Raw genomic sequence first — 23,521 nt, 5'->3', positions numbered from 1 at the left:
TATAATGAATGTTTTTTATAATTCTGTTTTTCAATTTGTTAAACGAAAATGGTATATAAATGGTATGCTGCTTTTTTTGCAGTTTCCTTATTTTTTGTTCTCTTCGCACCGTAAAAAAAAATACACAAATTAAAATACACAACACTTATGAAAAAAAAATTTTTAAGCTTATTTGCTCTTGTAGGAGTTTCTTCATTAGTTATAGCTCAGGTTGGTATCAATACACCGTCTCCGACTTCTACTTTAGATATTACTGCTAAAAATGCTACAGGCACTACTACCAATGTAGATGGATTATTGATCCCAAGAGTTGACAGACAAAGAGCTCAAAGTATGAAAGGGGTTCAGACCTCAACCCTTATTTATGTAAATGGTGTGGCAAACGGAACACAAGCCGGTACAGCTGTAAATATTGACACGGTAGGCTATTACTACTATAATGGTACTGTATGGGTGAAATTAAATGCAACATCAGCATCTGTTAATATTTATAATTCCGATGGTACGCTTACCGGAAACAGAATCGTAACTCAAGGAGCTAATACGCTAGCTTTTAACGGAACGGCAACTAATGGTTTCTCTGTGGATGGAACAACATTATCTGTAGATGCCGCAAATGATCGAGTAGGAATAGGAACTATTACGCCAAGTGTAAAGTTGGATGTAGCGCAGGCAATAGGAACTTCTGAAGCAACACAATTACGTATCATAAATACTTCACCGGTTGCGGCTAATAATACGGCTTATATGGGGTTCAACTCTTACAACGGTGGCGGTGCTTCTTGGGGTATGGGTACCATACAAAATAGTGCTTCAGCAACAGATAATACTTTTCAAATATTACATAGTAATGGAGGGAATTATTTGAAATATTTCAATATACTTCCTAGCGGATTTACAGGGATATTAACTGGTATGCCACAAAGAACACTTCATGTTAATGGGTCTCTGCAAATTACTAATGAACTAAATGTTGGAGGTAATGGTTCTACACCGGGTTCTGCGGGAGCGGCTGGGGAAGTACTTGTATCAAATGGTCCGGGAGCTGCTCCAAAATGGGTGCTAAATACAGCCTCAAAAAAGCCGGCAATAGGAGTTTTGGGAGCTGGTACAGATATTACCGGAATTACTCCTAAATATACGGGTACTACTATTACACTTCCACCTGGAAAATGGATGGTGACTTCAACAATGCTGCTTAAAATGGATAATAGAAATAGTGAAGATGATTTTGGATGGCTGCGATCTAGTCTCTCAAATTCACCAACTACATTAGCGCCAAGTTCCGATATTGTGTCAATGGCTTCTTTATTTAGTGGTGGTTCAACCCGATATACCCCTTACGCACTTACAGGAGGAAATGTATTAATTGAGAATACATCCGGTGCCCCAAAAACGTATTATTATTATTATGCTTGGGGAGAGTTTACCGGAGGATCAACCAACAAACTTTTTGTTTCTTTTGGAGGAACGTATTGGGGTGAAGATATGTTGTATGCAATACCTGTAAATTAACCCATAACCTATTACGCGTATTATTTATAAAAAATAAATGAAAATAGAGCTTAAATATTATTCAAATCTATAAATGTATAACCAAATCTATAAAAGATTGATTATAATATGACAAGCACAAAAAAAACCGCAAAGTAATCTGCGGTTTTTTTTAAAATTTTTCATTAAAGACTTTGTAATAATTTTTCTGTGTTTGAAGAATCTCCCCCTGTGCTTTTTGCCAGTTGAATTGATTTCTCAGCCCAAATTTTTGCATTTTTCTTATCACCAATTTTATTGTAAAGATTAGCTAATGTATCTGTATTAGCATAGCTCTCATTCTTCTTTACAGATTCCTGAGCCCAAGCAACAGCTTTTTCTAAAGAAGGTTTATTGTTTACATTTTCAAAGAAATTCCAGGCAACTGAATTTAATTCATCTGAGCTCGCTGCAGAATAATCTTTATATAAATCTAATGTTAATTTCTCGTAAGTTGCAATGTCCTTATCTTTCAAAGCTCTGTTAGATTTTGCTCTTTTCAGGATCTTTTCAGCTTCTTCTTTGCTTAAAAAACTTTGGGTTTCTTTTAGGAAATAAGCGTCGTCCCATTTTTTAGAATCAGCATTGTAAGATTTTTTTAGAACGGTAGTAAGCTTTATATTCTTGTCGATCATCTTATATTTTTCTTCAGGAAGAAGCTTTAGAATATCTGCTTTCTTCTCCTGGAAAATTTTGTACAAAGGGCTTTCCGTGCTTTGGGTTCCGGCAAGAAGCATTTGAACATCTTCCTGATCCAAGCTCGGTTTTGATTTAAAATAACGTTCCAAAACTCTGCCTGTGAATGCTGCATCGGTGTAAAGCGTAAGTCCTGCAAGATTTTTTAAGAATTCAGGATCTTTTTCTCCGTTTTCAAATTGTTGTTTTAAAGATACCAGTCTTTTGTTTGGATCTCTTGCATCTTTTGCAAATTGTATGAAGTCTTTTTCTTCCACGTAGCCTAAGGTTCTGTGTACCTCTTCTCCGTTTCCGTCGATGAATAAATAAGTTGGGAGTAATTTTACATTATATTTTTTAGCAAGACCAATACCTTCTCCTTTTTCCATATCAATTTTTGCATTGATAAAGTGAGAGTTATAATAATCTCCAACGGTTTGAAGTGGGAAAATATTTTTCACCATCAATTTACAAGGCGCACACCAAGATGCATAGGCATCAACAAATACAAGTTTGTTTTCTTTCTTAGCTTTTGCTAAAATAGTGGCGAAGTTGCTGTCTTCAAATTTTATACCTTGTGCTAATGCAAGAGCCCCGATAAAAAGGGAAGAGAATATTGCTAATTTTTTCATATATACTTTTATTGATTGCAAATGTAATAATTATGTAAATACATAGGTCGTTGCCGATAAAAAATAGTTACAGTACTTTTCTTTAGATATAATATTATTTTAAACTTTAAAATTTATTATTCATATCTTATTATTAAAATTAATTTAAATACGAATTATTATTAAAAAATTAAATATATAATAATGTTTTAATTAAAAATAAAATATCGTTACTTTTGTAAACAATAAAACTAAATACCACGATAATGATGAATTATTATAAAACTCAAATAATAATTTATTGATTTATGCTCAAAATACTGAAAGGCCTTGTGTTTTTTCTAATCACAGCCAGTCCAATATACGCTCAAGATGATTTTGATTGTATATACGATAAAATAACTACAAAAACGACTCAACAAAAACTTCCAGAGGCTCAGAAAACTGCAGACTCTTTGTATCGGTTTTCTCAAGATCCTTTGGATAAAACGAAAAGTCTGATGCTGTCTGCTCATTTGTATCAGCAACAGGGAGATTTTAAGAAAGCTATTTACTATGCAGAAAATGCTGACGTACTCATCAATAAAACAAATAATGTAGAACTGGCTTCCAGAATTACTGAGTTTCTTGCCCGTCAATATAGATTAGTAGGTCTTCGAGAAAGATCGAAAAAATACATCAATAAAGGTTTTGAATTAGCAAAAAAGATCCAAGATCCTAAAAGACATAATGAAACGCTGGGCATTCTTAATCAGGAATTAGCTCACTGTGAAATGGAACTTGAGAATTACCCTATGGCTGTAAAATACCTGGGAAATCTCTTTAAATTTCTTTAAAAAAGCCGGAACAATTGGAGAAGAAATCGTTACGGCAGCTTCTTATCGATTATTGGGAGATGTATATTTTAAACAAAATAATTATACGACCTCCGAAAGCTATTATAAAAAAGCTGAATCTTTAGTTAAGGAACCTTCATGCCTTCTGGGCTGGATCTATAATGGTTTGGCAGGGATTCGCCTCAAGCAGAAACTTTGGAAGGAAGCTGAAATGTATCTTGCTAAAACTGAAAATATCGCTGAAAAATATAATCATCTGGAACTTAAAAAAGGAGTATATGCTAATATTAATGATTATTACGAAGGAATAGAAGATGCCGACAAAGCTTCAATATATGCCGTGAAATATGTAAAAGTATATGAAGAAATTAATGCTAAAAATAATGCTTTTATCAATGAAAAATTAAGAACAGACCCTCAAAATAACAGAAGTGGTAAAATAAATATTGCTAAAAACATTGCCATTATCATTTTGTGTGTTGCTTTGGGAGGATTATTCCTATTTTTTAGATTAAAACAGAAAAAACAACGTTCAAAAATTCGAACAATCATCAGAAGTCAACAAAAACTGACCGAAAAGGAAAATAAAGAATCCGAAGAACCAGATTTTTCAAATATATCCGTAGAAGAAATTGATGATAAAGAAAATGAAACAGGTAAAAAGCGCACCGAATCTTTGATGACTTCAGAAACAGAAACTAAACTTCTGGAACTTCTCAATGATTTTGAAAAAGGAAATCTGTATAACAACAAAAATATGTCTCTTCCTTTCCTTTCGGGAGAGCTCAATACGAATACGAAGTATCTTTCTTATGTGATCAACCAACATAAAAGTGCTGACTTTAAAGCATATATCAATAGATTGAGAATTAATTATATCATCGATAAGATTATTAAAGACGAAAAATATAGGCAATATAAGATCAGTATCCTGGCAGAAGAATGCGGTTTTTCTTCTCACAGTAAATTTGCTTCGGTCTTTAAAGCAGTTACCGACTTTTCACCTTCTGCTTATATTAAGTTACTTGATACTGAAAATCAATTAGATAAGAATATTCATTTTCAGGAAAACAATTAAGCATGTTAATTTAATATTAACGGATCCTTTTCATTTTCCTGAAAACTGACAGCCATTTGTTTTACCTAAGGTGGTCACTTTCATATATTTGCCTCGGTTTTACAGGACAAATATTGATACTGCAGTTTGTCACATTTTTTCTAGAAATTATTAAAGGACGTTTTGTAATACTACACCTAAACACTAAAACCAAAAACTACTAGCCGGTGTAGAATATTGAGGAGTATTTTTGCGCCAAATAACCATTAAACTAGTAACAAATTAAACGGATGAAGACAACTTTAACAGTCGTTATGACAACTGTATTATCAAACCTTGCCTTTGCGCAAATAGGAATCAATACAGCTGAACCCATAGCGAGCTTGGACGTAAACGCAAAAAAACGCGACGGATCCACAGCGGAGGGTATATTGCCCCCGAGACTCACAGGAGATCAAATGAGAGCAGGAGATGCTAAATACTCAGATTTACACGCTGGAACTATTGTTTATGCGACAGCTCCGGTAATTTCAGCAACTTCAAAAACGACGAATGTAAATTCTGCAGGACTTTATTTTTTCGATGGAAAAATATGGCAGAAAATGATGCAGGGAGATGAAAAGACGCTGAATGCCAAGAGTTCAGGTGATATCAAAAATTCAGTAAAATCATTTGACCATAATGGATGGTATTTATTAAATGGAAGAAATATTTCTACTCTTCCGGCAGGAGCACAGGCGGCTGCAGCGAGTTTAGGCTTTACAGATAGCTTACCCGATGCGACGGATAGAGTTTTAAAAACCAGAAATGGTACTGAAATGTTAGGAAGTGAAGGCGGTAATAACTCAATTACACTTACAAGATCAAATCTACCTAATGTAAATTTTGTAGGTGTTGTAAGCGGTATCGCTGAGAGTGGTGGAGCACACAGCCATGCTGCAGGACAGGGCGGTTTTCTTTTAGGAGGAACAACCGTCGGGAACAATGGTTCCGGAAATTATCAGGGTAACAGCACGCCTACATCATGGGGTGGAGTGGGTATCTTGGGGAATACAGCTACAGGAGGAGCGCATACGCACTCATTGGCCGGGATTGCGACAGTTCCTACAGGAGGAGACGGGACTTCCGTAGATAATAGATCTGCTTATCTCGTAGTGAATACTTTTATCTATTTGGGAGACTAAATAGATTGGAAATAAAATTTCGAATACAAAACAATCGGGATGATTGCTCGGTTTTTTCAGTCAAGTTTTTTTAAGTGCAAAACCGCAGAATTTCTGCGGTTTTGTTATTTTTTACCATAATTAATGAAAAATGAAGCATTCTCAAAAGAAAATCTTTAGATTCATTGTAACGGATTTTTACTCTAATTTTTTTAAAAAATCTTCAATGCTGGCAATTGTATCGGGATCTTTAAATTTGGAATTTTTAAAAGCCTGCAAAGATTTTTCAGCATAAGCCTTTGCATTTGTTTTATCTCCAAGCTTTTTAAACAATTTTGCAAGGGTAAATTCAGTCCTCATATTCGGTCTTCTTTTTTCCGAATCCTTTGCCCATAAAAGTGCTGTTTCTAATGATGATTTTATATTAATATGCTCTGCAAAGTTGTTTGCAGCGGTATATAATTCAAAATAAGGCACGTTTGAATAATTATCTTTATATTTTTCTAAAGCCATTCCTTCATATTCAGCAAAATTATTATTCTCCAGAGCAATATCCATTTTTGTATCTTTTAATAATTGTCCGGCTTCATCTTTAGAATAATATTTTTCAGCTTCGGATAGAAATATCTTATCATTGAAAGCTTTTGTTGTTGTATTAGTTGCTTTTGCACGGATGCTTTTTAGCTTAATAAAGTTGTCATAATCCAGGAAATCTTTTTCACCCAAGAGTTCAGCTATTTTAGCTTTATTTTTCTGCAGCAGTTGATATCTGGTATCTTCAGTGCTATTTAATGATGTGAAGAGAATCATAGCATCATCTTGGTCAATATTTTTTTTAACATCAAAATATCGGGAAAGTACTTTATAATTGTATTCCGGCTCGTCGGAAGTTAATGTTGCAAGATTTTTAAGAAATTCCAGATCCTTATCTCCAGCTTCGAATTTTTTCTTTAAAGCACCAACTCTTTGTTCAGGATCTAAAGCATTTTTACCGAATTGCAAAAACTCATTTTCATCCATATAAGAATTTGCAGAGTGAACTACCTTTCCGTCACTGTCTAAGAAAAGATAAGTGGGAAATCTGTTTATTTTGTATTTTTTAGCGATAGTAATACCTTCGCCTTTTTCCATATCAAATTTAGCATTGATGAATTTTGTGTTGTACAATTCACCTACAGACTGAAGCGGAAATGTTTTTTTTGACATGAGTTTGCAGGGAGCACACCAGGAGGTGTAGCCATCGATAAAGACGAGCTTTTTTTCCTGTTTTGCTTTTGCGAAAATTTCAGATAGTTTTTTACCTTCTTCGAATTGTATCCCTTGTCCGAATATAGGCAGGGAAACTACTATAATTATAGCAGTTATAATTTTTTTTATCATATATGTGTTTTTTTGTTTTGCAAATATATAAAAAAAATGAATAAGGTGGTAAACAGCAAAACCGCAGATAATTTCTGCGGTTTTGCTGTTTATTTAGTTTTTGTACTGTCTGTTTTTACTTTTGCAGTGTCGGCAGGTGCATGTTCAGAATTGGCAACGGCAGAATCACCCATATCGTTTCTTATAGCACTTTTATCGTGCTCGTCTTTATATTCTTCTCTATTTGCTTTTTTATCTGCACAGCTTCCTAAAAAAAATAAACCTAAAGCGGCTCCGATCCATAGTTTTTTCATAGTAATTTCTTTAATTGTTTAGTATTAATCAAATATAATGAATATTAGATAAAAGATAAAAGATAAAAGATAAAAGATAAAAGATGTTTAGATAAATCTCCAATCAAACAGGGAGCCATAAAGTGTCGATTTAACTAAAAATAGGATAAAATCCTATTAATGAAAATATTATAGGTGTAACAAAAAAATCCACAGAGCTTTCATCTGTGGATTTTCCGTGTTAAATTTAGACTTATTGTTTTACTTTATTTGGTTGCAGGAGCAGTAACAGTGTCCATCTTAATCTTGATACTATCAGGATTTGTAGTTGTTGTAGCCACCGAGTCTGTAGTAGATGTTGAAGATTGCATTTTATTGGTATCTACTGCAGCTGAATCGGAGCTACTTGACGACATTGATGATTCTTTAGTTCCGCAGCTCACTGCAATTATTCCTAAACCTATACTTAATAACAAAAACTTTTTCATAATATTTTCTTTGGTGTATTATTAAGTATTCAATAATTATTCCGAAATAGGTTTATTATTTATTAAAATATCAATAAAATAGTTTAAATTTTGTTAAAAAAATCAAATTGAAGAGATTTTGGGTTTAGGATTTAGTTCAATGATTTTAAGTTTAAAATTTAACACCCGTTCAAATAATTTATCTTTCATCAATTTTCATTAATAAACAAAAAGCCCCGAAACCGAAATTCCGAGGCTGTAAATCATTTATCAATGATCAATTATCTTTTATTAACCAAGATATGGATATTTGTAATCTTTAGGAGAAACAAACGTTTCTTTGATACTTCTTACAGACGTCCATCTTAGTAAGTTCATTTTAGAACCTGCTTTATCGTTGGTTCCTGAAGCTCTACCACCACCGAAAGGCTGTTGACCTACAACAGCACCTGTTGGTTTGTCGTTGATGTAGAAGTTTCCTGATGCATTTTCCAATGCTTTGAAAGCTTCATTTACCGCATAACGATCTTGTGCAAATACAGAACCTGTTAATGAATAAGGAGAAGAAGAATCAACAATTTTCAATGTTTCAGACCAGTCTGCATCTTCATAAACGAAAACAGATAAGATAGGTCCGAAGATTTCTTCAACCATACTTTCATATTGAGGATTTGTAGTTTCGATTACTGTTGGATTTACAAACCATCCTTTAGAATCATCTACTTTTCCACCGATCACAACATTTGCTTCACTTGATGCATTTGCTCTGTCGATATATCCTTTACATTTTTCGAAAGAATTTTTATCGATAACAGCATTTACAAAGTTTGAAGGATCTTCCGGAGAACCGATTTTAATTGAAGCGATCTGAGTTTCCATTACTTTTTTCACATCAGCCCAAAGAGACTTAGGAATATAAGCTCTAGAAGCAGCAGAACATTTCTGCCCTTGATATTCGAAAGAACCTCTTACCAAACCTGTTGCAACAGCTTCTACATTAGCAGAAGGGTGAGCGATAACGAAATCTTTTCCACCAGTCTCTCCAACAATTCTTGGGTATGTTCTGTAGTTATGAATATTATCACCGATCATTTTCCACATTCCCTGAAAAACTTTTGTAGAACCTGTAAAGTGAAGTCCGGCAAAATCTCTGTGTGCTAAAACTTTCTCAGCAGTTTCTTTTCCGTCTGTAAAAATCATGTTGATAACTCCTTTAGGAAGACCAGCTTCAATAAGAACGTCCATGATTACTTTTGCAGAATAGATTTGCTTATCAGAAGGCTTCCAAACTACTACGTTTCCAAGCATTGCCATGCATGTTGGCAAGTTTCCTGAAATAGCTGTAAAGTTGAACGGAGTTACTGCAAAACAAAATCCTTCTAATGGTCTGTATTCTACACGATTCCAGATTCCTGCATCAGAAACCGGCTGCTCAGAATACATTTCTGTCATGAATTCTACGTTGAATCTCAAGAAATCGATGAACTCACAAGCTGCATCAATTTCAGCCTGATGAACATTCTTAGACTGTCCGATCATTGTAGCTGCGTTGATCACATCTCTGTAAGGTCCCGCCAATAGATCAGCAGCCTTTAAGAAGATCGCAGCACGGTGTTCCCAACCTAGCTCATTCCATTCTTTTTTAGCAGCTAATGCAGAATTAATCGCATCATCTACATGTTGCATTGTACCTCTGTGGTAAAAACCGAAATCATGAGCATGATCCTGAGGCGACTGAAGCTGAACTGTATCACCAGTTTTTACTTCTTTACCGTCGATAACCATTGGGATTTCTATCTTCTCTGCCCACATTTTTTTGTATTGAGCGATAAGGCTTTTAACTTCTGGAGTTCCCGGTGCGTAAGAATTTACCGGCTCATTTACTGCAAATGGTACTTGCGAAATTGCTTTTGACATATTACGTTGTATTATTTTTTAATTTGCTAATGATACAAATTTACAACATTTAATTTGGACAAAAAATCGATAGAAACTATTTCAATTTTATTGTTATAATAATGATATATTTGATTTGTTATTAAACCTTTATAAAATGAAAAAAATAATCTTTATTTTTTTATGCTTTTCGCAAACTGTCTTTGCACAGCACAAGAAAAAAAATGTTAATGAAATTCCTGTAAAGCCACAAATAGAAAAATATAAGACTCCTGATGATCGATTGTTGAATAGTACTTTAAAAGGCTCAAAGTGGTATTTTGACATGAAAAATTATAAAGAAGGAAAGCTTTATTTAAATAAAGACAATACGAAACCTGATGTGCTAAATTTCGTTGATAATAAGAAATTCCAGATTAATATTAATCAGAAAAATTGTAAAAGTTTAATAAAAGGTACTTATGAGATCTTGAAAGATGATGGAAGCACAACTATGCCAATGGGATATCATCCTTTTGAAATTACATCACTTGCACAAAAATGTGCTAAAAATTTATCTGAATTTTTATCCGGAGCTGTTGATGTTTATTTTGATGAAAAGGCACAGGTAATAGAGATGAAAGTAGGAGAGAATCCACCATCGATTACAGTTCCTGGATATTAATATCAATTTAACCTTAGATAAAAAATTGACAGCGAAGCAAATTGACCATTAAAAATTCACTTTTAACCTTACATTTTTTCGGTTTCAAGAATCTTCAGCACTAATTTTTCTTCGTGAGTGAGACCAGCTTTACCATCATTTTCCTCGATTTGTTCTAACTCATCAAGATATTTTTTAATGGTATTATTTTCGTAAAGATTGATAACTAATGGGTGAACATAGTATTTTCTGCAAACCGTACTTGTATTTCCGAGATGAGAAGCGACCATTTCCAAGGCTTCTTTTACTTTCTTTTTGTATTCGGTGTTGCTTTCTGCATAGCCGATTTCTTTAAAAGCAATTAACGCGTTCACGGTTCCCGACCATGTTCTGAAGTCTTTTGCAGTAAAATCTTCACCGCTGATTTCTTTAATATAATCATTCACCATTCCAGAATCTATTGAGTGGCGATTATCATCTTCATCCAGAAACTGGAAAAGTTCTTTCCCCGGAATATCCTTGCATTTCTGTACCAATCTAGAAAGTCTTCTGCTTTTAAGATCAATATTGTGCATGATTCCCTTTTTGCCTTTAAACGAAAAGGTCATTTTTTGTCCTTTGATTTTTACGTGCTTGTCTTTTAAAGTGGTTAAACCAAAAGAACCGTACAGTTTTTCATAGGCATTATTTCCAATACGAATGTTGGTGCGTTGCATTAAACTTACAATTAAGGCTAAAATTTTTCTTTTTTCGAAATTTCTTAACGCTAAATCTTGTTCAATATGCAGCCGTATTTCAGGTAACGCGTACCCAAACTGCAACATTCTGTAAAATTTTGTATGATTTCTCAACGCGCTCCAAAGCGGATGGTAGCGGTATTGTTTTCTCTTTTTACCATCAAAGCCTGTCGCCTGAAGGTGTCCGTTATCTAAAGCACAGATCCAGACATTCTCCCATGCCGGAGGAATGACCAACCCGTTAATTCTTTTGATCTCCTCTTTATCCTTAATTCGTTCTCCATCTTTAAAATAAGAGTATTTTTTACCCTTTTTTTTACGGATAATACCCGCAGATTCTGCGTCGGACGTGTAAATTAGATTTACCGCCCTTGCAGAAGCCTCCGGATCTTTCATAATTTTTACAATCTTAGAAGGTTTGAGGTGAGAAATAATGTCTAAGTCTGAATTATTCATAAAATCTGGTTAAGAGTTCTTACCCCTAGAAAATAGCCATATAATAAGGGCTATTACGCCTACCACTAAAATAATTCCCCACCACATACCTGCTTTAAAGATTGTTTCTACTGCTTCACAGCTTGTTAATAATAACAAACTGAATATCGTCATACTGTATAATGATAATTTTTTCATGATAATTTATTTTTTGATGTTCATTATTTTAAATTCTGTGTTGGTCCGGTCGCCAGTTTTTTATTGACCTTTTAATTTCGTCTCCAGAGATATTCTCATGAAGCGCTTTGTATAAAAGTTCCTTAAATTCCTCATCATAAGCGAATCTAAGAGCTGCGAGCTGACCAAAACTTAATTTTTCTTCCACTTCATCTGATCTTTGATTAAAGATCTCAAAATATCTTTGTTTAAACTCAAGTCTTACCAAACGATTTTGAAGTCCCAACGCATAATGTTGTCGGGTCATGATGGCTAGATATAAAATCAGAAAAATGACAATCGAAAACAGTTCCCAAGTCAACTTGTGCGCCTCATCATTAAAAATTTTATAGATCCCAAAAACTTCCAACAGAATTAATAATGGAAGATAAATGAAATGATGAGGTGGATAAAATTTCCTGTGATTTTTGTAATTCTGTCTCTCCATAATGTGAAATGTAGCAAGAATCTTTCCAAAAGTTTAATTTTTTAATAATAATTAATAATTGTGGTATCTAAATATTGTTTGTTTGTCTTAAATGATTGAAAATTTTTGATGATAGTATAAGCTGTTTTTGAGTAAGATAATAAGCAAAATTTGTCCTAGAGAACCGAATTTGAAGCAATCTCACGAAAAAAGGACTAAGGGATAAAATCTTCATACAATCACAAAATAATTATTGAGTGAAACGACCTTTCGAAACTTAAAAAAGTAAATATTTTCAAAGAAACTTTTACGAACATTAGCTTTAAATAAAAACAGAAAATCCATTTCCAAACCTCAAAAATTTTGTAACTTCACCTCTTTAAAAAATTATTCAAAAATGACTTCAAAGGAAAAAGTAGCTGCGCTTCGCGAAGAAATGCAGAAAAATAATGTTGATGCATTTATAGTATATTCTGCGGATCCGCATATGAGTGAATATCTGCCTGAAGAATGGCAGGAAAGGTCTTGGTTATCGGGATTTTTAGGTTCTGCAGGTTTTGTGGTTGTTACACAAGATAAAGCAGGACTTTGGACAGACGGAAGATATTTCACACAAGCTGCCATCGAATTAGACGGTTCAGGAATCGATCTTTTCAAAGACGGAATGGAAGGAACTCCCAACTATATCGACTGGATCATTTCAGAAATTCCAACGAACGGAAAAGTAGCGGTAAATGCTGTAGCAACTTCTCACGCAAACTGGGAATTGCTTTCTCAAAAATTAAATTCAAAAAACATAACGATCGTTGATCTGCCTCTTTTAAAAACCATTTGGACAGACAGAGGAACGCCTTCAAAAAATCCAATATTCGTACATCCTGTACAATGGGCTGGTAAATCTGTAACAGATAAAATTTCTGCAATCCGTCAAAAAATGGAAGACCAGGAAGCGACGGTTCATATCATTTCAAGCTTGGATGATGTTGCTTGGACTTTAAATTTAAGAGGTAGCGATGTTGAAAGCAATCCTGTATTTTTAGGATACATCATTATCACTAAAAATGATGCGATCTTATTCACTGATCTGGAAAAATTAGAGGTTGAAGCAAGAAAGCAGATGGATGAATCTTTCGTAAAAATGATGCCTTACGAAGAGTTTTATAATCACTTAAATGTATTTAAAAACGAAACGGTTTTAGTATCTCCAAACAGCAATCAGTCTATTTATGAGGCTTTAAAAGATAATAATCAATTCATCAAAGCTCCGGTTCCAGGAAACTTAATGAAAGCTCAGAAAAATGAAACTGAACTGGAAGGTTTCAGAAAAGTAATGGTGAGAGACGGTGTTGCGATGGTGAAATTCCTTTATTGGTTAAGACATAACGCCGGAAAGGAAGCAATGACCGAATATTCTATCGGCGAAAAATTGAGAGGTTTCCGTGCAGAAGGTGAAAATTTTGTCGGAGAAAGTTTCGGAAGTATTGTTGGATATAAAGATAACGGTGCAATTATGCACTATTCTGCAAAAAGTGAAGGCAGTAAGGAAGTTACAAACGACTCAAGTATTTTGGTAGATTCAGGAGGTCAGTATCTTGAAGGAACGACGGATATTACAAGAACGTTGTCTTTGGGAGATGTTTCTGATGATTTTAAAAGAAATTCAACTTTAGTTTTACAAGGATTGATCCGTTTATCAATGGTGAAATTCCCGAAAGGAACAAAAGGAGTTCATCTTGACGCAATCGCAAGACTTCCGTTGTGGATGGAAGGGAAAGATTTCAACCACGGAACAGGTCACGGTGTCGGAAGTTTCATGAACGTTCATGAAGGTCCTCAAAACATCAGAAAAGACTTAAATCCTCAAGATCTTTTGGTAGGAATGGTTTGTTCAAACGAGCCGGGTTATTACTTAGAAGGAGATTACGGAATCCGTCATGAGAATTTGATCGCTGTAAAAGAAGCGGAAACAACCATTCACGGAACTTTCTATGAATTTGAAACATTGACGTTCTGCCCGTTCTTTAAAGATACGATCGTAAAAGAAATTCTTTCTGAACAAGAAATTGCTTGGTTAAACAGCTATCACAAAACATGTGAAGAAAAACTTTCACCATATTTGGAAGGTGAGGTTAAAGAATGGTTCTTAGAATTGGTAAGCCCGCTTTAATTAATTTAGAAAAGAAAAAAATCTACTAAAATAATTGTTAGATAAACTTAAAAGTCTTGTAACCTTTGTTGCAAGGCTTTTTTTAATACGCAACCGTATTTTTACGGATAAAATTCTAGTGATTCCCCTGAAGGGTTAAAATAGGTGGTAATCTATCTTTGTATCAACAAAAAGACATCATTTTCATATCTTCATATATACTTAGTAAATTCAAAAGCGGTAAATCACTTCAATTCTTGAGGTGATTTTTATTTTTTAGTGAGTAAAACTTTGAGTTTGCTTATTTTTGATGAAAAATTACACTTAGCCTAAATGATACAGGATTTCTTTCATAGTTTTAATATATTTTCAGAACAGGAAATTGAAGATTTTGCACAACTTTTTGAAGTGAGAAAAGTGAACAAAAACGATATTTTTATACAGGAAGGTGAAAAATGTAAAGAAATTGCATTGATTAGATCTGGTATTTTCCGGTCGTACTATATTTCTGATGAAGGAAAGGACAGTACGTATTGTTTCAGGTTTCCTAATGATCTGTTGGCTTCCTATTCATCATTTATTTCAGGTGCTCCAAGTGTGGAAACGATGCAGGCTATTTCTGATGCAGATCTGTTGATTTTAAAGAAAGATAAAATTGATGAATTGGTTCAGACTCATCCGAATTGGTTGAAATTTTTAAAAATAGTTGCCGAACAGGAATATCTCGAACTGGAAAAACGCTTTTTCCAGTTACAGAGGGATAATGCAAAGAAACGGTATGTTACTTTGCTAGAGAATCAGCCCAATTATATTCAGGAAATTCCGTTGCAATATCTGGCGTCTTATTTAGGTATAACCCAAAGGCATTTGAGCCGAATCAGAAAAGAAATTTCTTTTTAGACATTTGTCCTATACATTGAAGTGCCGGCTTTATAGTTTTGTGAAAAAAATATATGAAGTCAAACATTGTAATTATCGGTGGAAATGGAATGGTAGGAAAAACCATTGCCCGAATTCTTTCATCCAGAAATCCAAATAGCAATATTTTCATTGGAGGCAGAAAACAAGGAAAAACGGAAAATGATTTAATCATTGATGTTACCAAACCTCAGACTTTTCAATCTATTCTTGATAAAAAAATAGATGTGATTATCCTTTCTGTGAATGATAAAGAAGATCATGTACTCCGTTTCGCGATTGAAAACAAAATCGATTATCTGGATATCACCAAGCCAACGCCTGATCTTACGAAAGCTTATGATTTTGCTAAAAAACAGACGATCAACAGCCGAATTGTTTTCAGTTCAGGCTGGATGGGCGGAATCGTGGGTGGTTTGATACATTCATTTTCACGTCAGGTAAAAGATATTCAGAGTGTTGATCTTTTCGTGTATTATTCTGTGAAAGACTTGGCAGGAGAAAGTTCGGCACATTTTATGGCTGAAAACGTGGCCAAACCTTTTGTTAATTATCAAAATAACAAACCAGTCTCTATCAAACACTTTTTGAATGCGGAACCTTTTGAATTTTCTTTTGGGATTGGAAAAAGACAAGCCTATAATTTTGATGTTCCGGATCTTTACATTTTAAATCAAATTGAGAAAATTCCGAATGTCAGCGTAAAAATGACGTATAATTCAAAATTCATTACCTGGTTATTGGGTGCATTTCAGAAAATAAAATTATATAATATTCTATCTTTAAAGGAAAGAAAAATGGTTTTCGCTTCCAGTGGAAATGGAGATCAGTCGGTTTTTGAAATTGTTATTAAAACAAATAGTGAAACTAAAAAAATAAGTCTTCAAAGTACAAAAGGACAGGCTGAATTAACGGCATTATCCGCTGTTTTGCACACAGAAGAATTGTTGAAAAATAATCATGACAATAAGATCTATTTCAGTCATCAGCTGTATCAAGGTTCTTCCTTATACGAATCATTAAAGGCTTATGAAACCATCAATATACAAGTAACAGAATGAAAAAAATACTGATTATTAACGGTCATCCTAACAAAGATTCTTTCAACTTTGGAATTGCGAAAGCTTATAAAGAAGGCGCTTTGCAATCTGGAGCGGAAGTTCAGGAAATTGTGATTGCAGATTTAGATTTTAATCCGAATCTGCAATTCGGGTATCAGAAAAGAATGGAGTTGGAACCTGATCTAATTAACGCTTGGGAGAAAATACAATGGGCAGATCATTTGGTTTGGATTCATCCTGTTTGGTGGGGTGGTTTACCTGCGATTACAAAAGGTTTTATTGATCGACTTTTTCTTCCGGGTTTTGCTTTTAAATACCGAGAAAATTCTGTCTGGTGGGATAAATTGTTGAAAGGGAAAACCGCTCGCATTATCACAACAGTGGATCAGCCCGGTTGGTATTATCGACTCTTTTTTGGAAGGCCGAGTGTGAATCAGCTTAGAAAATCTACATTAGAATTTTGTGGAATACAACCCGTAAAAATTACTTATGTAGGAGTTATAAAAACCTCCGATGAAAAACAGCGTCAAAAATGGCTCGAAAAAATTAAATTATTGGGAGCAAAACGGAAGTGAGTTTTGTCATTGCGAGGAGCGAAGCGACGAAGCAATCTCTTTGATTAATTAATTATTTAATGGAAAGCTTAGATTCTTCCAGCATGACAAATTATATGTACTAAAGTCATCTGTTACTTTTTGAGATTGCTTCGTTGCTTCGCTCCTCGCAATGACTGAAATTATTACAACGACTGCAACCCTAGCCCCGATTGTAACGACATCCTTTTTTGCAATGGCAAAGGAATTGGCAAAAAATATATAGTGGAAAGCGGGAAATTGCTTCAAAAAAATAAAACTGTAATTCGACATAGTCAAATAGCTCCTGAAAAATAAATAATGAGTAATCTGCAATGAGTAATGTAGTAAATGAATTTCAAAAATAAGTACAATAGATAAACCATATGGTTCTGTGCCATTAAAAATCGTAAATTTGCAGCATGAATAACGATACCATTTGCGCACTGGCTACGGCCAATGGAGTAGGAGCTTTAGGGATTATCAGAGTTTCGGGGAACGATGCTTTATCTGTCGTTCAGAAATCTTTTCCGGGAAAAAAATTGGAAAAACAGAAATCTCACACGATTCATTACGGCTATTTTATGGATGGCGATGAGGCGATCGATGAGGTGATGTTGTCTATTTTTCTGGCACCGAAAAGTTTTACAACTGAAAACTCTGTGGAAATTGCTTTTCATGGCTCACCGCATATTGGAAAACGTATTCTTGAAACTTTAATTAATAATGGAGCGAGAATGGCAAAAGCAGGGGAATTTACCCTTCGTGCTTTTATCAACGGGAGAATCGACCTTTCTCAGGCTGAAGCCATTGCAGATGTGATTGCTTCTGAAAATGAAGCTTCCAGAAAAGTTGCCATCAATCAGTTGAAAGGCGGAATTAGGAATGAGATATCGTTTTTAAGAACTGATTTACTGAATTTTGTTTCCTTAATAGAATTGGAGCTTGATTTTGCAGAAGAAGACGTAGAATTTGCCGACAGATCTGCTTTGAATCAGTTGCTTGATAAGATTGAATTAAAACTTAATTCTCTGATTGAAAGTTTCCAATACGGAAATGCCATTAAAAACGGAACCGCCGTTGCCATCATCGGAAAACCCAATGCCGGAAAATCAACCTTACTGAATGCTTTATTGAAGGAAGAAAGAGCGATCGTTAGTAGCATTGCCGGAACGACGAGAGATACAATTGAAGAAATTCTTCACATTAAAGGTCATGCTTTCCGTTTAATAGATACGGCGGGATTGCGTGATACAATTGATGAAATTGAAGCTATCGGAGTAAAAAAAGCCAAAGAAAAAGTGGAGAATGCTAATATTTTAGTCTACTTGGCTGATGCTGCAACAGCAGATTTCTCTGACGATATTGAAATGATCAAATCTTTGCAACGAAATGATTTAAAATTAATTATCTGCGCTACAAAAATTGATGAAGTTTCTCCGACAACCTATGAAAAAGTAGAAAATATTTTCCGAAACGAGATTTCCCAGGAATTTGATTTTATTAAAATTTCGGCCGTTGAAAATCAGAATATTCAGGATCTTAAAAATGAATTGTCTTCTTATGTTGAACAATTGAAATCTGCAGAAAATAATGTGGTGATTACCAATCAACGTCATTTTGAAGCTTTAGGTAAGTCTTTGGATGCCGTGAATAAAGTGAAGGAGGCAATTACTTTCCAGATTTCAACAGAATTGTTAGCTTATGAGTTGAGAAATGCGTTGGAGCATCTTGGAGAAATATCTGGTGAGGTAACTAATGATGAGGTGTTGGGGAATATTTTTTCTAAGTTTTGTATCGGGAAATAAAGTTGATAAATAACATCCAATAAATATATAATATAACTCTATAATTCAATTACTTATACTTTTTTTTATTTTTCTTTGTTTTGATTTTGTTTGCTATAAATCAAAAATTTTTGCGACATATTTGCGTTTATTTATATATTTGTAGCAAATTGTAGCAAAATGAAAGTCCATATCAGAAGACGCCAAAATTCAGCCGGAGATAAATATAATCTATCGCTGGAGGTTTATTCAGGGTATTCCGTGAGTGCGAACGGAAATTCAAAGCCGAAGAGGGTTACCGCAAAACTAGATTACTATCTGTATACAAATCCTAAAACACCTCAGCAAAAAAACCATAACAAAGAAGTTGAAAAAAAAGTTGAAATTATCCGTGCTGAAAAGGAGAAAGAATATTTGAATAATAAGTATGGTTTCAGATCTGAAATAAAAGCTAAAGCTAATTTCATTGATTATTTTGCGAAACTCACTGACGAGCGTATGGAAAGTTTGGGGAACTATGGAAATTGGGATAGCGTATTAAAGCACTTAAAAAAGTATTCAGGAGAAAATATTTCGTTTGATGATGTGGATATTACCTACTGCGAAGGCTTCAAAAATTATTTACAAAAAATTGCAAAAACAAAAGCCGGTCAGCCTTTGTCAGGAAATTCCGTAAGTTCATATTTTACAAAAATGAGAGCTGCACTTAATAAAGCAGTCGATGACGGAATTATTCTGACAAATCCTTCCCATAAAGTCTCAACACCAAAACCAGTTGAGAATGAGCGCGAATTTCTCACTTTAGAAGAGGTTCAAGCATTATTCAAAACAGAATGCAGATATGATGTATTGAAAAGAGCGTTTTTATTTTCTTGTCTTACCGGAATGCGTTGGTCAGATGTCAATAATCTCTCATGGAAGCAGGTGCAGAAAGAAGGAGAAAACTGGAAGATTAATTTTCATCAGCAAAAAACGAGAAGTTTACAGTATCATTATATCAATGAACAAGCTAGAGAATTGATGAAAGAAATGCAGGATGCAGAAGAGAGAGTTTTCGTGGGTCTTCGCTATTCGGCTTATATGAATACTGCATTATTGCAATGGTGTATGAAAGCCGGAATTTCAAAACACATTACTTTCCATTGCGGACGACATACCTATGCCACTTTGCAACTTACTTTAGGGACGGATTTATTTACTGTTTCCAAATTATTAGGACACAGTGAAATCCGTACAACCCAAATTTACGCCAAAGTGATTGACAAAAGGAAAATTGAAGCGGTGAATACTATTCCAAAGTTTGAATTATGAGAAATGATATTGAAGACAATAACCAGAATTTAGATGACCTATCAATGGGTTTTGCTTTTGATATGGCTAATAATGGTGTTTTTGATGATTTAAGAGAATTAATTACACAAGATAAAGGAAAAATTTCTGTTGATGCTGAAGAACAATTATTGAGAATCGGTAATTATATAAAAATAAAAACTGGTGCTATTTTCAGAATGGAAGATTTTGTAGAATGGTTTTCTGGGAGACGAAAATTGAAACAGCAAGGAAAAAATTTGCCAAGGATTGAAGATGATGATTTAATTGAATATGCAAAAATTTATATTGCAATGCTTGACGATAAAATCTCAATGGCATCGGATCAACAGAAAGAAGTTATAACTGGTTTTAATTGGCTAGGTAATGAAAATCAATTACAAAAGTTGTTTAACAAACTTGTGGAAGATGAATTTATTAAAATAATGGAATTTGATGATTTTAAGTTTATTTTTTCTGATCAAAAAATTCAAGATGTAGAATGCCAAATTGTATGGTTAAAAGTAACCTTAAATAAACAGACTAATAAAAAATCGATTTCAGATTTAATTAATGTTTTAGAGTCATCAAAATATATTACTTACAAAGGCAGTATTGTGAAAATCTTATCATATTGTTTTAAATCTGAAAATTCTGAACTAAAGTTTACCCACGCTAATTTGGTAAAAAAGGATAATTATTCTGAGTTTAGAATGGACTTTGAAAAAATGATTGAAGCTTTATAAACACCAACCTTACAATCTAATGCTTTAGCTATTGTTAGATATTAGTTATTCTGTATCTTTTATAATTCTTAGAGATTTGTCCCATAATTTAAAATCAGAAATATGGAGACAATGACAATAAACCAACGGCTTGACAAAATTGAGCAAATTCTTAAAGCTCAATCCCTACAAAATAAAAAAGTCTTAAATATTGACGAGGTAGCCCATTTTACGGGGCTTTCTAAACTTTACCTCTATAAACTAACTTCCAAAAACGAAATTCCCCATTCGAAACCTAATGGGAAAAATATATTTTTCAATAAATCTGAAATTGAAGAGTGGCTATTGAGAAACCGACAAGCTACCAATGAAGAATTAGAGGCAGAAGCTGTCAACTATTCTGTCAATAGATTATAGAGTTCTATAACAATGTAAATCTATTGACTCAAAATGTCAATCTCGATAGACACTATACATATCTTATTGCCAGAGCAAAAATTTCTAACTCTGGACGAAAGAAAAGGATTCGTAGATCTGAAAACTGGAGATCTCAAATATTCTGAAGGATACTCTAGGAATATAAAAGTAAGAGAATTCAACGGATATACTAAGATTGAATGTAGTCTGCCAAGGATACTAAATGGAGATAATATTTCAAGTTTAAATTATCATGAAATACTGAGGGCTCTTGAAACAGTAAGTGAACATTTTGGTATTTGTATTAGGGGTGGAATTATTAAAAGAATAGACTTGTTTTCTGATATACAATGTGATTATGAGGCAAAAAATTATTTCCGCTACTTAGGAGATTCTAAAAATTACAAAAAAAGATTTCCAGTTGCAGAAACTTCACTTTATTATAAAAATGCGATATCTAAAGAGATGTATTTTTACGATAAGATTAAAGAAATGAAGAGTAGAGAACAATATATACCAAAAGAATTCATAAATAAGAATATTACAAGATTAGAAGTAAGGTATAAGACTTTTCTAAAAAATATTTTGAAAAGGAATTTAACTGTTAGTGATTTATATAATCCGGAATCTTTTTTAAAGCTAACAACCTGTTTTATTAACGATTATAGATCCATCCATAAAGAGAATAAAGCTATATTGGATTTTTCTAAAGCTTCATCTAAAAAAGAACTTTTAAATCAACTTGCAATCGCAGGGATTGAATCATTAGGTGGAACCCAAGAAGTTTTAGAAATGATTGATGCCTCACGTACTTTAACACTGGACTTAGTAAGACCAGAATATTTTAGTAGGAGAAAAGCGGAAATTAAGGAAATTGCTAATTCTCCGTATTTTGTCCGAAAAGTTCAATTGATAGAAGAGTTAGATTCTAAAATTGAAATAGCTTATCAAAATACAATAAATCATGTAACTAACAATAAATCAATTATTTAAATTTGATTATTAACGAAAATTTTCGTAAATTTAAGTATGAAAGAAATTGATTTACAGGTTTTTACTGCAAGTTTTGATAAAATAGAAGATTTAAGGAATCAGGATTTTATTCTGGTAAGTGTTTCTGGGAAAGTAATTGGAGAGATAGAACACAAGGAGGAAGTAGAAGCCTTTAGGGGTTTTAGCACCTACCGCATGAGATACCATAAGCAAGCTCAGGACTATCTCTCTTGTTATACCCTTTACAGACAGAAGCTTGAGAAAAAAGGTATTGAGAAAATACTGGGACAGTTGGAAGATTTAAAGCTAAAACATAACAAATCTAAAATTGTGCTACTTGGTTACGGAAATGAGAATGAATTTGATTACAGGCACATATTCGCTGCTTTTCTACAAGAAAACAGTTTTAATGCTCCTGAATACCCTGACCCTATTGATATGACCATACAACGCAAACTTTGGCAGTATGATCCTTACAGGGAAGCTGGACATGATAATTTGACAGATGAGTATGTAGGTGAGACTCTGGAAAAGGTTAAGTTCATTTTTGCTAAAACCATACCTGACAATCCTCACCATTATACCCTGAGAAAAGATTTTGGAAATGATGAAAAATTTCTCTCAATAGTCAGGCATATTCGATTTTTCGGAAAATTAGAGGAGTTCGGAGGGATGATATTTCGGTGTTTTTACTGGAAAAATCACAAATATCACACACATCCTGTTGATATTCTTGATACAGATACGGATTTAATAAATCGCCATAGAATTGAATAACTTCATATTGATCTGAATTTCAAACGTTTAAATTACTGATTAGTCCAAATTAGACATATAAAAAAGAGAAAAGTGGTAAAACGTGATAGACCTTCTACGAAACTTAAAAAGAAAATGCTTTTAAAAGCGTTAGGAAAGTCTTTGGCTGTAATAAGCCCCGCCTGCCAAATGGCTAATGTAAACCGCCAGACTTTTTACAACTGGCTGAGATCTGATACACAATTTAAAAATGATTACGAAGAAATTAAAGAGATCTCTTTGGATTTCGCAGAAACATCTTTATTTCAACAGATAGGAGAGCATAATACTACTGCAACTATTTTCTATCTTAAAACTAAAGGTAAGCATAGAGGCTACGGGCAAGATAACTCTTACAGCGTAAGCAGAAATGTTAAAACCTTGGATCATTTAACAGATGAGGAGCTAATGTCAATCATTAATGGTAACAATTAAGCAAATAAATATGGAA

At 33.7% G+C, this 23,521-nt stretch carries 24 protein-coding genes; 16 read left to right on the top strand and 8 right to left on the bottom strand.

Annotation, left to right across the window (positions count from 1 at the left end):
- Nucleotides 1–147 precede the first annotated feature (147 nt).
- Nucleotides 148–1,515 carry a hypothetical protein gene (locus EG348_RS00415; RefSeq protein ID WP_123979640.1) on the top strand — a complete coding sequence of 456 codons (1,368 nt, stop codon included), beginning with the start codon at nucleotides 148–150 and terminating at the stop codon, nucleotides 1,513–1,515.
- Nucleotides 1,516–1,679: 164 nt separating this feature from the next.
- Here the strand turns inward: EG348_RS00415 and EG348_RS00410 are convergent, their stop codons facing one another.
- Nucleotides 1,680–2,840: a thioredoxin family protein gene (locus EG348_RS00410; protein WP_123979638.1), complete on the bottom strand. Its 1,161-nt coding sequence runs from the start codon at nucleotides 2,838–2,840 to the stop codon at nucleotides 1,680–1,682.
- Between the two features lie 287 nt (nucleotides 2,841–3,127).
- On the opposite strand from EG348_RS00410, the gene EG348_RS00405 reads away from it, so the two are divergent.
- The 3 genes from EG348_RS00405 (at nucleotide 3,128) to EG348_RS00395 (ending at nucleotide 5,896) form a co-directional block, all read left to right on the top strand.
- Complete coding sequence (locus EG348_RS00405; protein WP_123979636.1) at nucleotides 3,128–3,655, top strand: hypothetical protein; 528 nt, start codon at nucleotides 3,128–3,130, stop codon at nucleotides 3,653–3,655.
- 52 nt (nucleotides 3,656–3,707) lie between these two features.
- The gene (locus EG348_RS00400; protein WP_123979634.1) at nucleotides 3,708–4,733 is read left to right on the top strand and encodes a helix-turn-helix domain-containing protein; all 1,026 of its coding nucleotides are present in this window, start codon (nucleotides 3,708–3,710) and stop codon (nucleotides 4,731–4,733) included.
- A 269-nt stretch (nucleotides 4,734–5,002) separates the two neighbouring features.
- A complete protein-coding gene (locus EG348_RS00395; protein ID WP_123979632.1) occupies nucleotides 5,003–5,896 on the top strand; it encodes a hypothetical protein in 894 nt (297 codons plus the stop codon).
- 177 nt (nucleotides 5,897–6,073) lie between these two features.
- On the opposite strand, the gene EG348_RS00390 is transcribed toward EG348_RS00395, so the two are convergent.
- The 4 genes from EG348_RS00390 to pruA all read right to left on the bottom strand — a co-directional run bounded on the left by EG348_RS00390 (nucleotide 6,074) and on the right by pruA (nucleotide 9,911).
- Nucleotides 6,074–7,255, bottom strand: a complete 1,182-nt coding sequence (locus tag EG348_RS00390) for a thioredoxin family protein (RefSeq protein WP_123979630.1) — start codon at nucleotides 7,253–7,255, stop codon at nucleotides 6,074–6,076.
- 89 nt (nucleotides 7,256–7,344) lie between these two features.
- The gene (locus EG348_RS00385; protein ID WP_123979628.1) at nucleotides 7,345–7,548 is read right to left on the bottom strand and encodes a hypothetical protein; all 204 of its coding nucleotides are present in this window, start codon (nucleotides 7,546–7,548) and stop codon (nucleotides 7,345–7,347) included.
- Nucleotides 7,549–7,793: 245 nt separating this feature from the next.
- Complete coding sequence (locus EG348_RS00380; RefSeq protein ID WP_123979626.1) at nucleotides 7,794–8,015, bottom strand: cytochrome C551; 222 nt, start codon at nucleotides 8,013–8,015, stop codon at nucleotides 7,794–7,796.
- A gap of 270 nt (nucleotides 8,016–8,285) precedes the next feature.
- Nucleotides 8,286–9,911 carry an L-glutamate gamma-semialdehyde dehydrogenase gene (pruA, locus tag EG348_RS00375; protein WP_123979624.1) on the bottom strand — a complete coding sequence of 542 codons (1,626 nt, stop codon included), beginning with the start codon at nucleotides 9,909–9,911 and terminating at the stop codon, nucleotides 8,286–8,288.
- 136 nt (nucleotides 9,912–10,047) lie between these two features.
- Here pruA and EG348_RS00370 point away from each other — a divergent pair, with 136 nt between their 5' ends.
- Nucleotides 10,048–10,554, top strand: a complete 507-nt coding sequence (locus EG348_RS00370; protein WP_123979622.1) for a hypothetical protein — start codon at nucleotides 10,048–10,050, stop codon at nucleotides 10,552–10,554.
- 68 nt (nucleotides 10,555–10,622) lie between these two features.
- Here the strand turns inward: EG348_RS00370 and EG348_RS00365 are convergent, their stop codons facing one another.
- The 3 genes from EG348_RS00365 to EG348_RS00355 are packed head-to-tail and all read right to left on the bottom strand — an operon-like array spanning nucleotide 10,623 to nucleotide 12,369.
- The gene (locus EG348_RS00365) at nucleotides 10,623–11,726 is read right to left on the bottom strand and encodes a DNA topoisomerase IB (RefSeq protein WP_123979620.1); all 1,104 of its coding nucleotides are present in this window, start codon (nucleotides 11,724–11,726) and stop codon (nucleotides 10,623–10,625) included.
- A 9-nt stretch (nucleotides 11,727–11,735) separates the two neighbouring features.
- A complete protein-coding gene (locus EG348_RS00360; protein WP_073291939.1) occupies nucleotides 11,736–11,903 on the bottom strand; it encodes a phosphatidate cytidylyltransferase in 168 nt (55 codons plus the stop codon).
- A 28-nt stretch (nucleotides 11,904–11,931) separates the two neighbouring features.
- Complete coding sequence (locus EG348_RS00355; RefSeq protein WP_123979618.1) at nucleotides 11,932–12,369, bottom strand: DUF6526 family protein; 438 nt, start codon at nucleotides 12,367–12,369, stop codon at nucleotides 11,932–11,934.
- Nucleotides 12,370–12,745: 376 nt separating this feature from the next.
- Between EG348_RS00355 and EG348_RS00350 the strand changes: the two genes are divergently transcribed.
- From EG348_RS00350 to EG348_RS00300, 11 genes are all read left to right on the top strand, one after another.
- Nucleotides 12,746–14,515, top strand: coding sequence for an aminopeptidase P family protein (locus EG348_RS00350; protein ID WP_123979616.1), 1,770 nt, complete (start codon nucleotides 12,746–12,748; stop codon nucleotides 14,513–14,515).
- A gap of 312 nt (nucleotides 14,516–14,827) precedes the next feature.
- A complete protein-coding gene (locus tag EG348_RS00345) occupies nucleotides 14,828–15,394 on the top strand; it encodes a Crp/Fnr family transcriptional regulator (protein ID WP_123979614.1) in 567 nt (188 codons plus the stop codon).
- 53 nt (nucleotides 15,395–15,447) lie between these two features.
- Nucleotides 15,448–16,473 (top strand): saccharopine dehydrogenase, encoded by a 1,026-nt coding sequence (locus tag EG348_RS00340; RefSeq protein ID WP_123979612.1) that lies wholly within the window; start codon nucleotides 15,448–15,450, stop codon nucleotides 16,471–16,473.
- On the top strand, nucleotides 16,470–17,048 hold the full coding sequence (locus tag EG348_RS00335; RefSeq protein WP_123979610.1) for an NAD(P)H-dependent oxidoreductase: 579 nt from the start codon (nucleotides 16,470–16,472) through the stop codon (nucleotides 17,046–17,048). The genes EG348_RS00340 and EG348_RS00335 overlap by 4 nt, the downstream gene beginning before the upstream one ends.
- Before the next feature lie 419 nt (nucleotides 17,049–17,467).
- Nucleotides 17,468–18,853: a tRNA uridine-5-carboxymethylaminomethyl(34) synthesis GTPase MnmE gene (gene mnmE, locus EG348_RS00330; RefSeq protein ID WP_123979608.1), complete on the top strand. Its 1,386-nt coding sequence runs from the start codon at nucleotides 17,468–17,470 to the stop codon at nucleotides 18,851–18,853.
- A gap of 159 nt (nucleotides 18,854–19,012) precedes the next feature.
- Nucleotides 19,013–20,143 carry a site-specific integrase gene (locus EG348_RS00325; RefSeq protein ID WP_123979606.1) on the top strand — a complete coding sequence of 377 codons (1,131 nt, stop codon included), beginning with the start codon at nucleotides 19,013–19,015 and terminating at the stop codon, nucleotides 20,141–20,143.
- On the top strand, nucleotides 20,140–20,886 hold the full coding sequence (locus EG348_RS00320; protein WP_123979604.1) for a hypothetical protein: 747 nt from the start codon (nucleotides 20,140–20,142) through the stop codon (nucleotides 20,884–20,886). The genes EG348_RS00325 and EG348_RS00320 overlap by 4 nt, the downstream gene beginning before the upstream one ends.
- 102 nt (nucleotides 20,887–20,988) lie before the next feature.
- Complete coding sequence (locus EG348_RS00315; RefSeq protein WP_123979602.1) at nucleotides 20,989–21,282, top strand: helix-turn-helix transcriptional regulator; 294 nt, start codon at nucleotides 20,989–20,991, stop codon at nucleotides 21,280–21,282.
- A 33-nt stretch (nucleotides 21,283–21,315) separates the two neighbouring features.
- Nucleotides 21,316–22,275, top strand: coding sequence for a hypothetical protein (locus EG348_RS00310; RefSeq protein WP_123979600.1), 960 nt, complete (start codon nucleotides 21,316–21,318; stop codon nucleotides 22,273–22,275).
- A 36-nt stretch (nucleotides 22,276–22,311) separates the two neighbouring features.
- The gene (locus tag EG348_RS00305; protein ID WP_123979598.1) at nucleotides 22,312–23,052 is read left to right on the top strand and encodes a hypothetical protein; all 741 of its coding nucleotides are present in this window, start codon (nucleotides 22,312–22,314) and stop codon (nucleotides 23,050–23,052) included.
- 72 nt (nucleotides 23,053–23,124) lie between these two features.
- On the top strand, nucleotides 23,125–23,505 hold the full coding sequence (locus EG348_RS00300) for a hypothetical protein (RefSeq protein WP_123979596.1): 381 nt from the start codon (nucleotides 23,125–23,127) through the stop codon (nucleotides 23,503–23,505).
- The last annotated feature ends 16 nt before the right edge of the window (nucleotides 23,506–23,521 follow it).

Origin of the sequence: Chryseobacterium sp. G0201, from assembly GCF_003815655.1 — a bacterium.
GTDB lineage: Bacteria > Bacteroidota > Bacteroidia > Flavobacteriales > Weeksellaceae > Chryseobacterium.
The sequence above is the reverse complement of the archived record's forward strand: the minus strand, read 5'-3'. Positions and strand labels throughout refer to the sequence as shown.

Coding starts and splice junctions, on each gene's coding strand:
- EG348_RS00415 (WP_123979640.1), top strand. CDS start 148: ATGAAAAAAAAATTTTTAAGCTTATTTGCTCTTGTAGGAGTTTCTTCA.
- EG348_RS00410 (WP_123979638.1), bottom strand. CDS start 2,840: ATGAAAAAATTAGCAATATTCTCTTCCCTTTTTATCGGGGCTCTTGCA.
- EG348_RS00405 (WP_123979636.1), top strand. CDS start 3,128: ATGCTCAAAATACTGAAAGGCCTTGTGTTTTTTCTAATCACAGCCAGT.
- EG348_RS00395 (WP_123979632.1), top strand. CDS start 5,003: ATGAAGACAACTTTAACAGTCGTTATGACAACTGTATTATCAAACCTT.
- EG348_RS00390 (WP_123979630.1), bottom strand. CDS start 7,255: ATGATAAAAAAAATTATAACTGCTATAATTATAGTAGTTTCCCTGCCT.
- EG348_RS00385 (WP_123979628.1), bottom strand. CDS start 7,548: ATGAAAAAACTATGGATCGGAGCCGCTTTAGGTTTATTTTTTTTAGGA.
- EG348_RS00380 (WP_123979626.1), bottom strand. CDS start 8,015: ATGAAAAAGTTTTTGTTATTAAGTATAGGTTTAGGAATAATTGCAGTG.
- pruA (WP_123979624.1), bottom strand. CDS start 9,911: ATGTCAAAAGCAATTTCGCAAGTACCATTTGCAGTAAATGAGCCGGTA.
- EG348_RS00370 (WP_123979622.1), top strand. CDS start 10,048: ATGAAAAAAATAATCTTTATTTTTTTATGCTTTTCGCAAACTGTCTTT.
- EG348_RS00365 (WP_123979620.1), bottom strand. CDS start 11,726: ATGAATAATTCAGACTTAGACATTATTTCTCACCTCAAACCTTCTAAG.
- EG348_RS00360 (WP_073291939.1), bottom strand. CDS start 11,903: ATGAAAAAATTATCATTATACAGTATGACGATATTCAGTTTGTTATTA.
- EG348_RS00355 (WP_123979618.1), bottom strand. CDS start 12,369: ATGGAGAGACAGAATTACAAAAATCACAGGAAATTTTATCCACCTCAT.
- EG348_RS00350 (WP_123979616.1), top strand. CDS start 12,746: ATGACTTCAAAGGAAAAAGTAGCTGCGCTTCGCGAAGAAATGCAGAAA.
- EG348_RS00345 (WP_123979614.1), top strand. CDS start 14,828: ATGATACAGGATTTCTTTCATAGTTTTAATATATTTTCAGAACAGGAA.
- EG348_RS00340 (WP_123979612.1), top strand. CDS start 15,448: ATGAAGTCAAACATTGTAATTATCGGTGGAAATGGAATGGTAGGAAAA.
- EG348_RS00335 (WP_123979610.1), top strand. CDS start 16,470: ATGAAAAAAATACTGATTATTAACGGTCATCCTAACAAAGATTCTTTC.
- mnmE (WP_123979608.1), top strand. CDS start 17,468: ATGAATAACGATACCATTTGCGCACTGGCTACGGCCAATGGAGTAGGA.
- EG348_RS00325 (WP_123979606.1), top strand. CDS start 19,013: ATGAAAGTCCATATCAGAAGACGCCAAAATTCAGCCGGAGATAAATAT.
- EG348_RS00320 (WP_123979604.1), top strand. CDS start 20,140: ATGAGAAATGATATTGAAGACAATAACCAGAATTTAGATGACCTATCA.
- EG348_RS00315 (WP_123979602.1), top strand. CDS start 20,989: ATGGAGACAATGACAATAAACCAACGGCTTGACAAAATTGAGCAAATT.
- EG348_RS00310 (WP_123979600.1), top strand. CDS start 21,316: ATGTCAATCTCGATAGACACTATACATATCTTATTGCCAGAGCAAAAA.
- EG348_RS00305 (WP_123979598.1), top strand. CDS start 22,312: ATGAAAGAAATTGATTTACAGGTTTTTACTGCAAGTTTTGATAAAATA.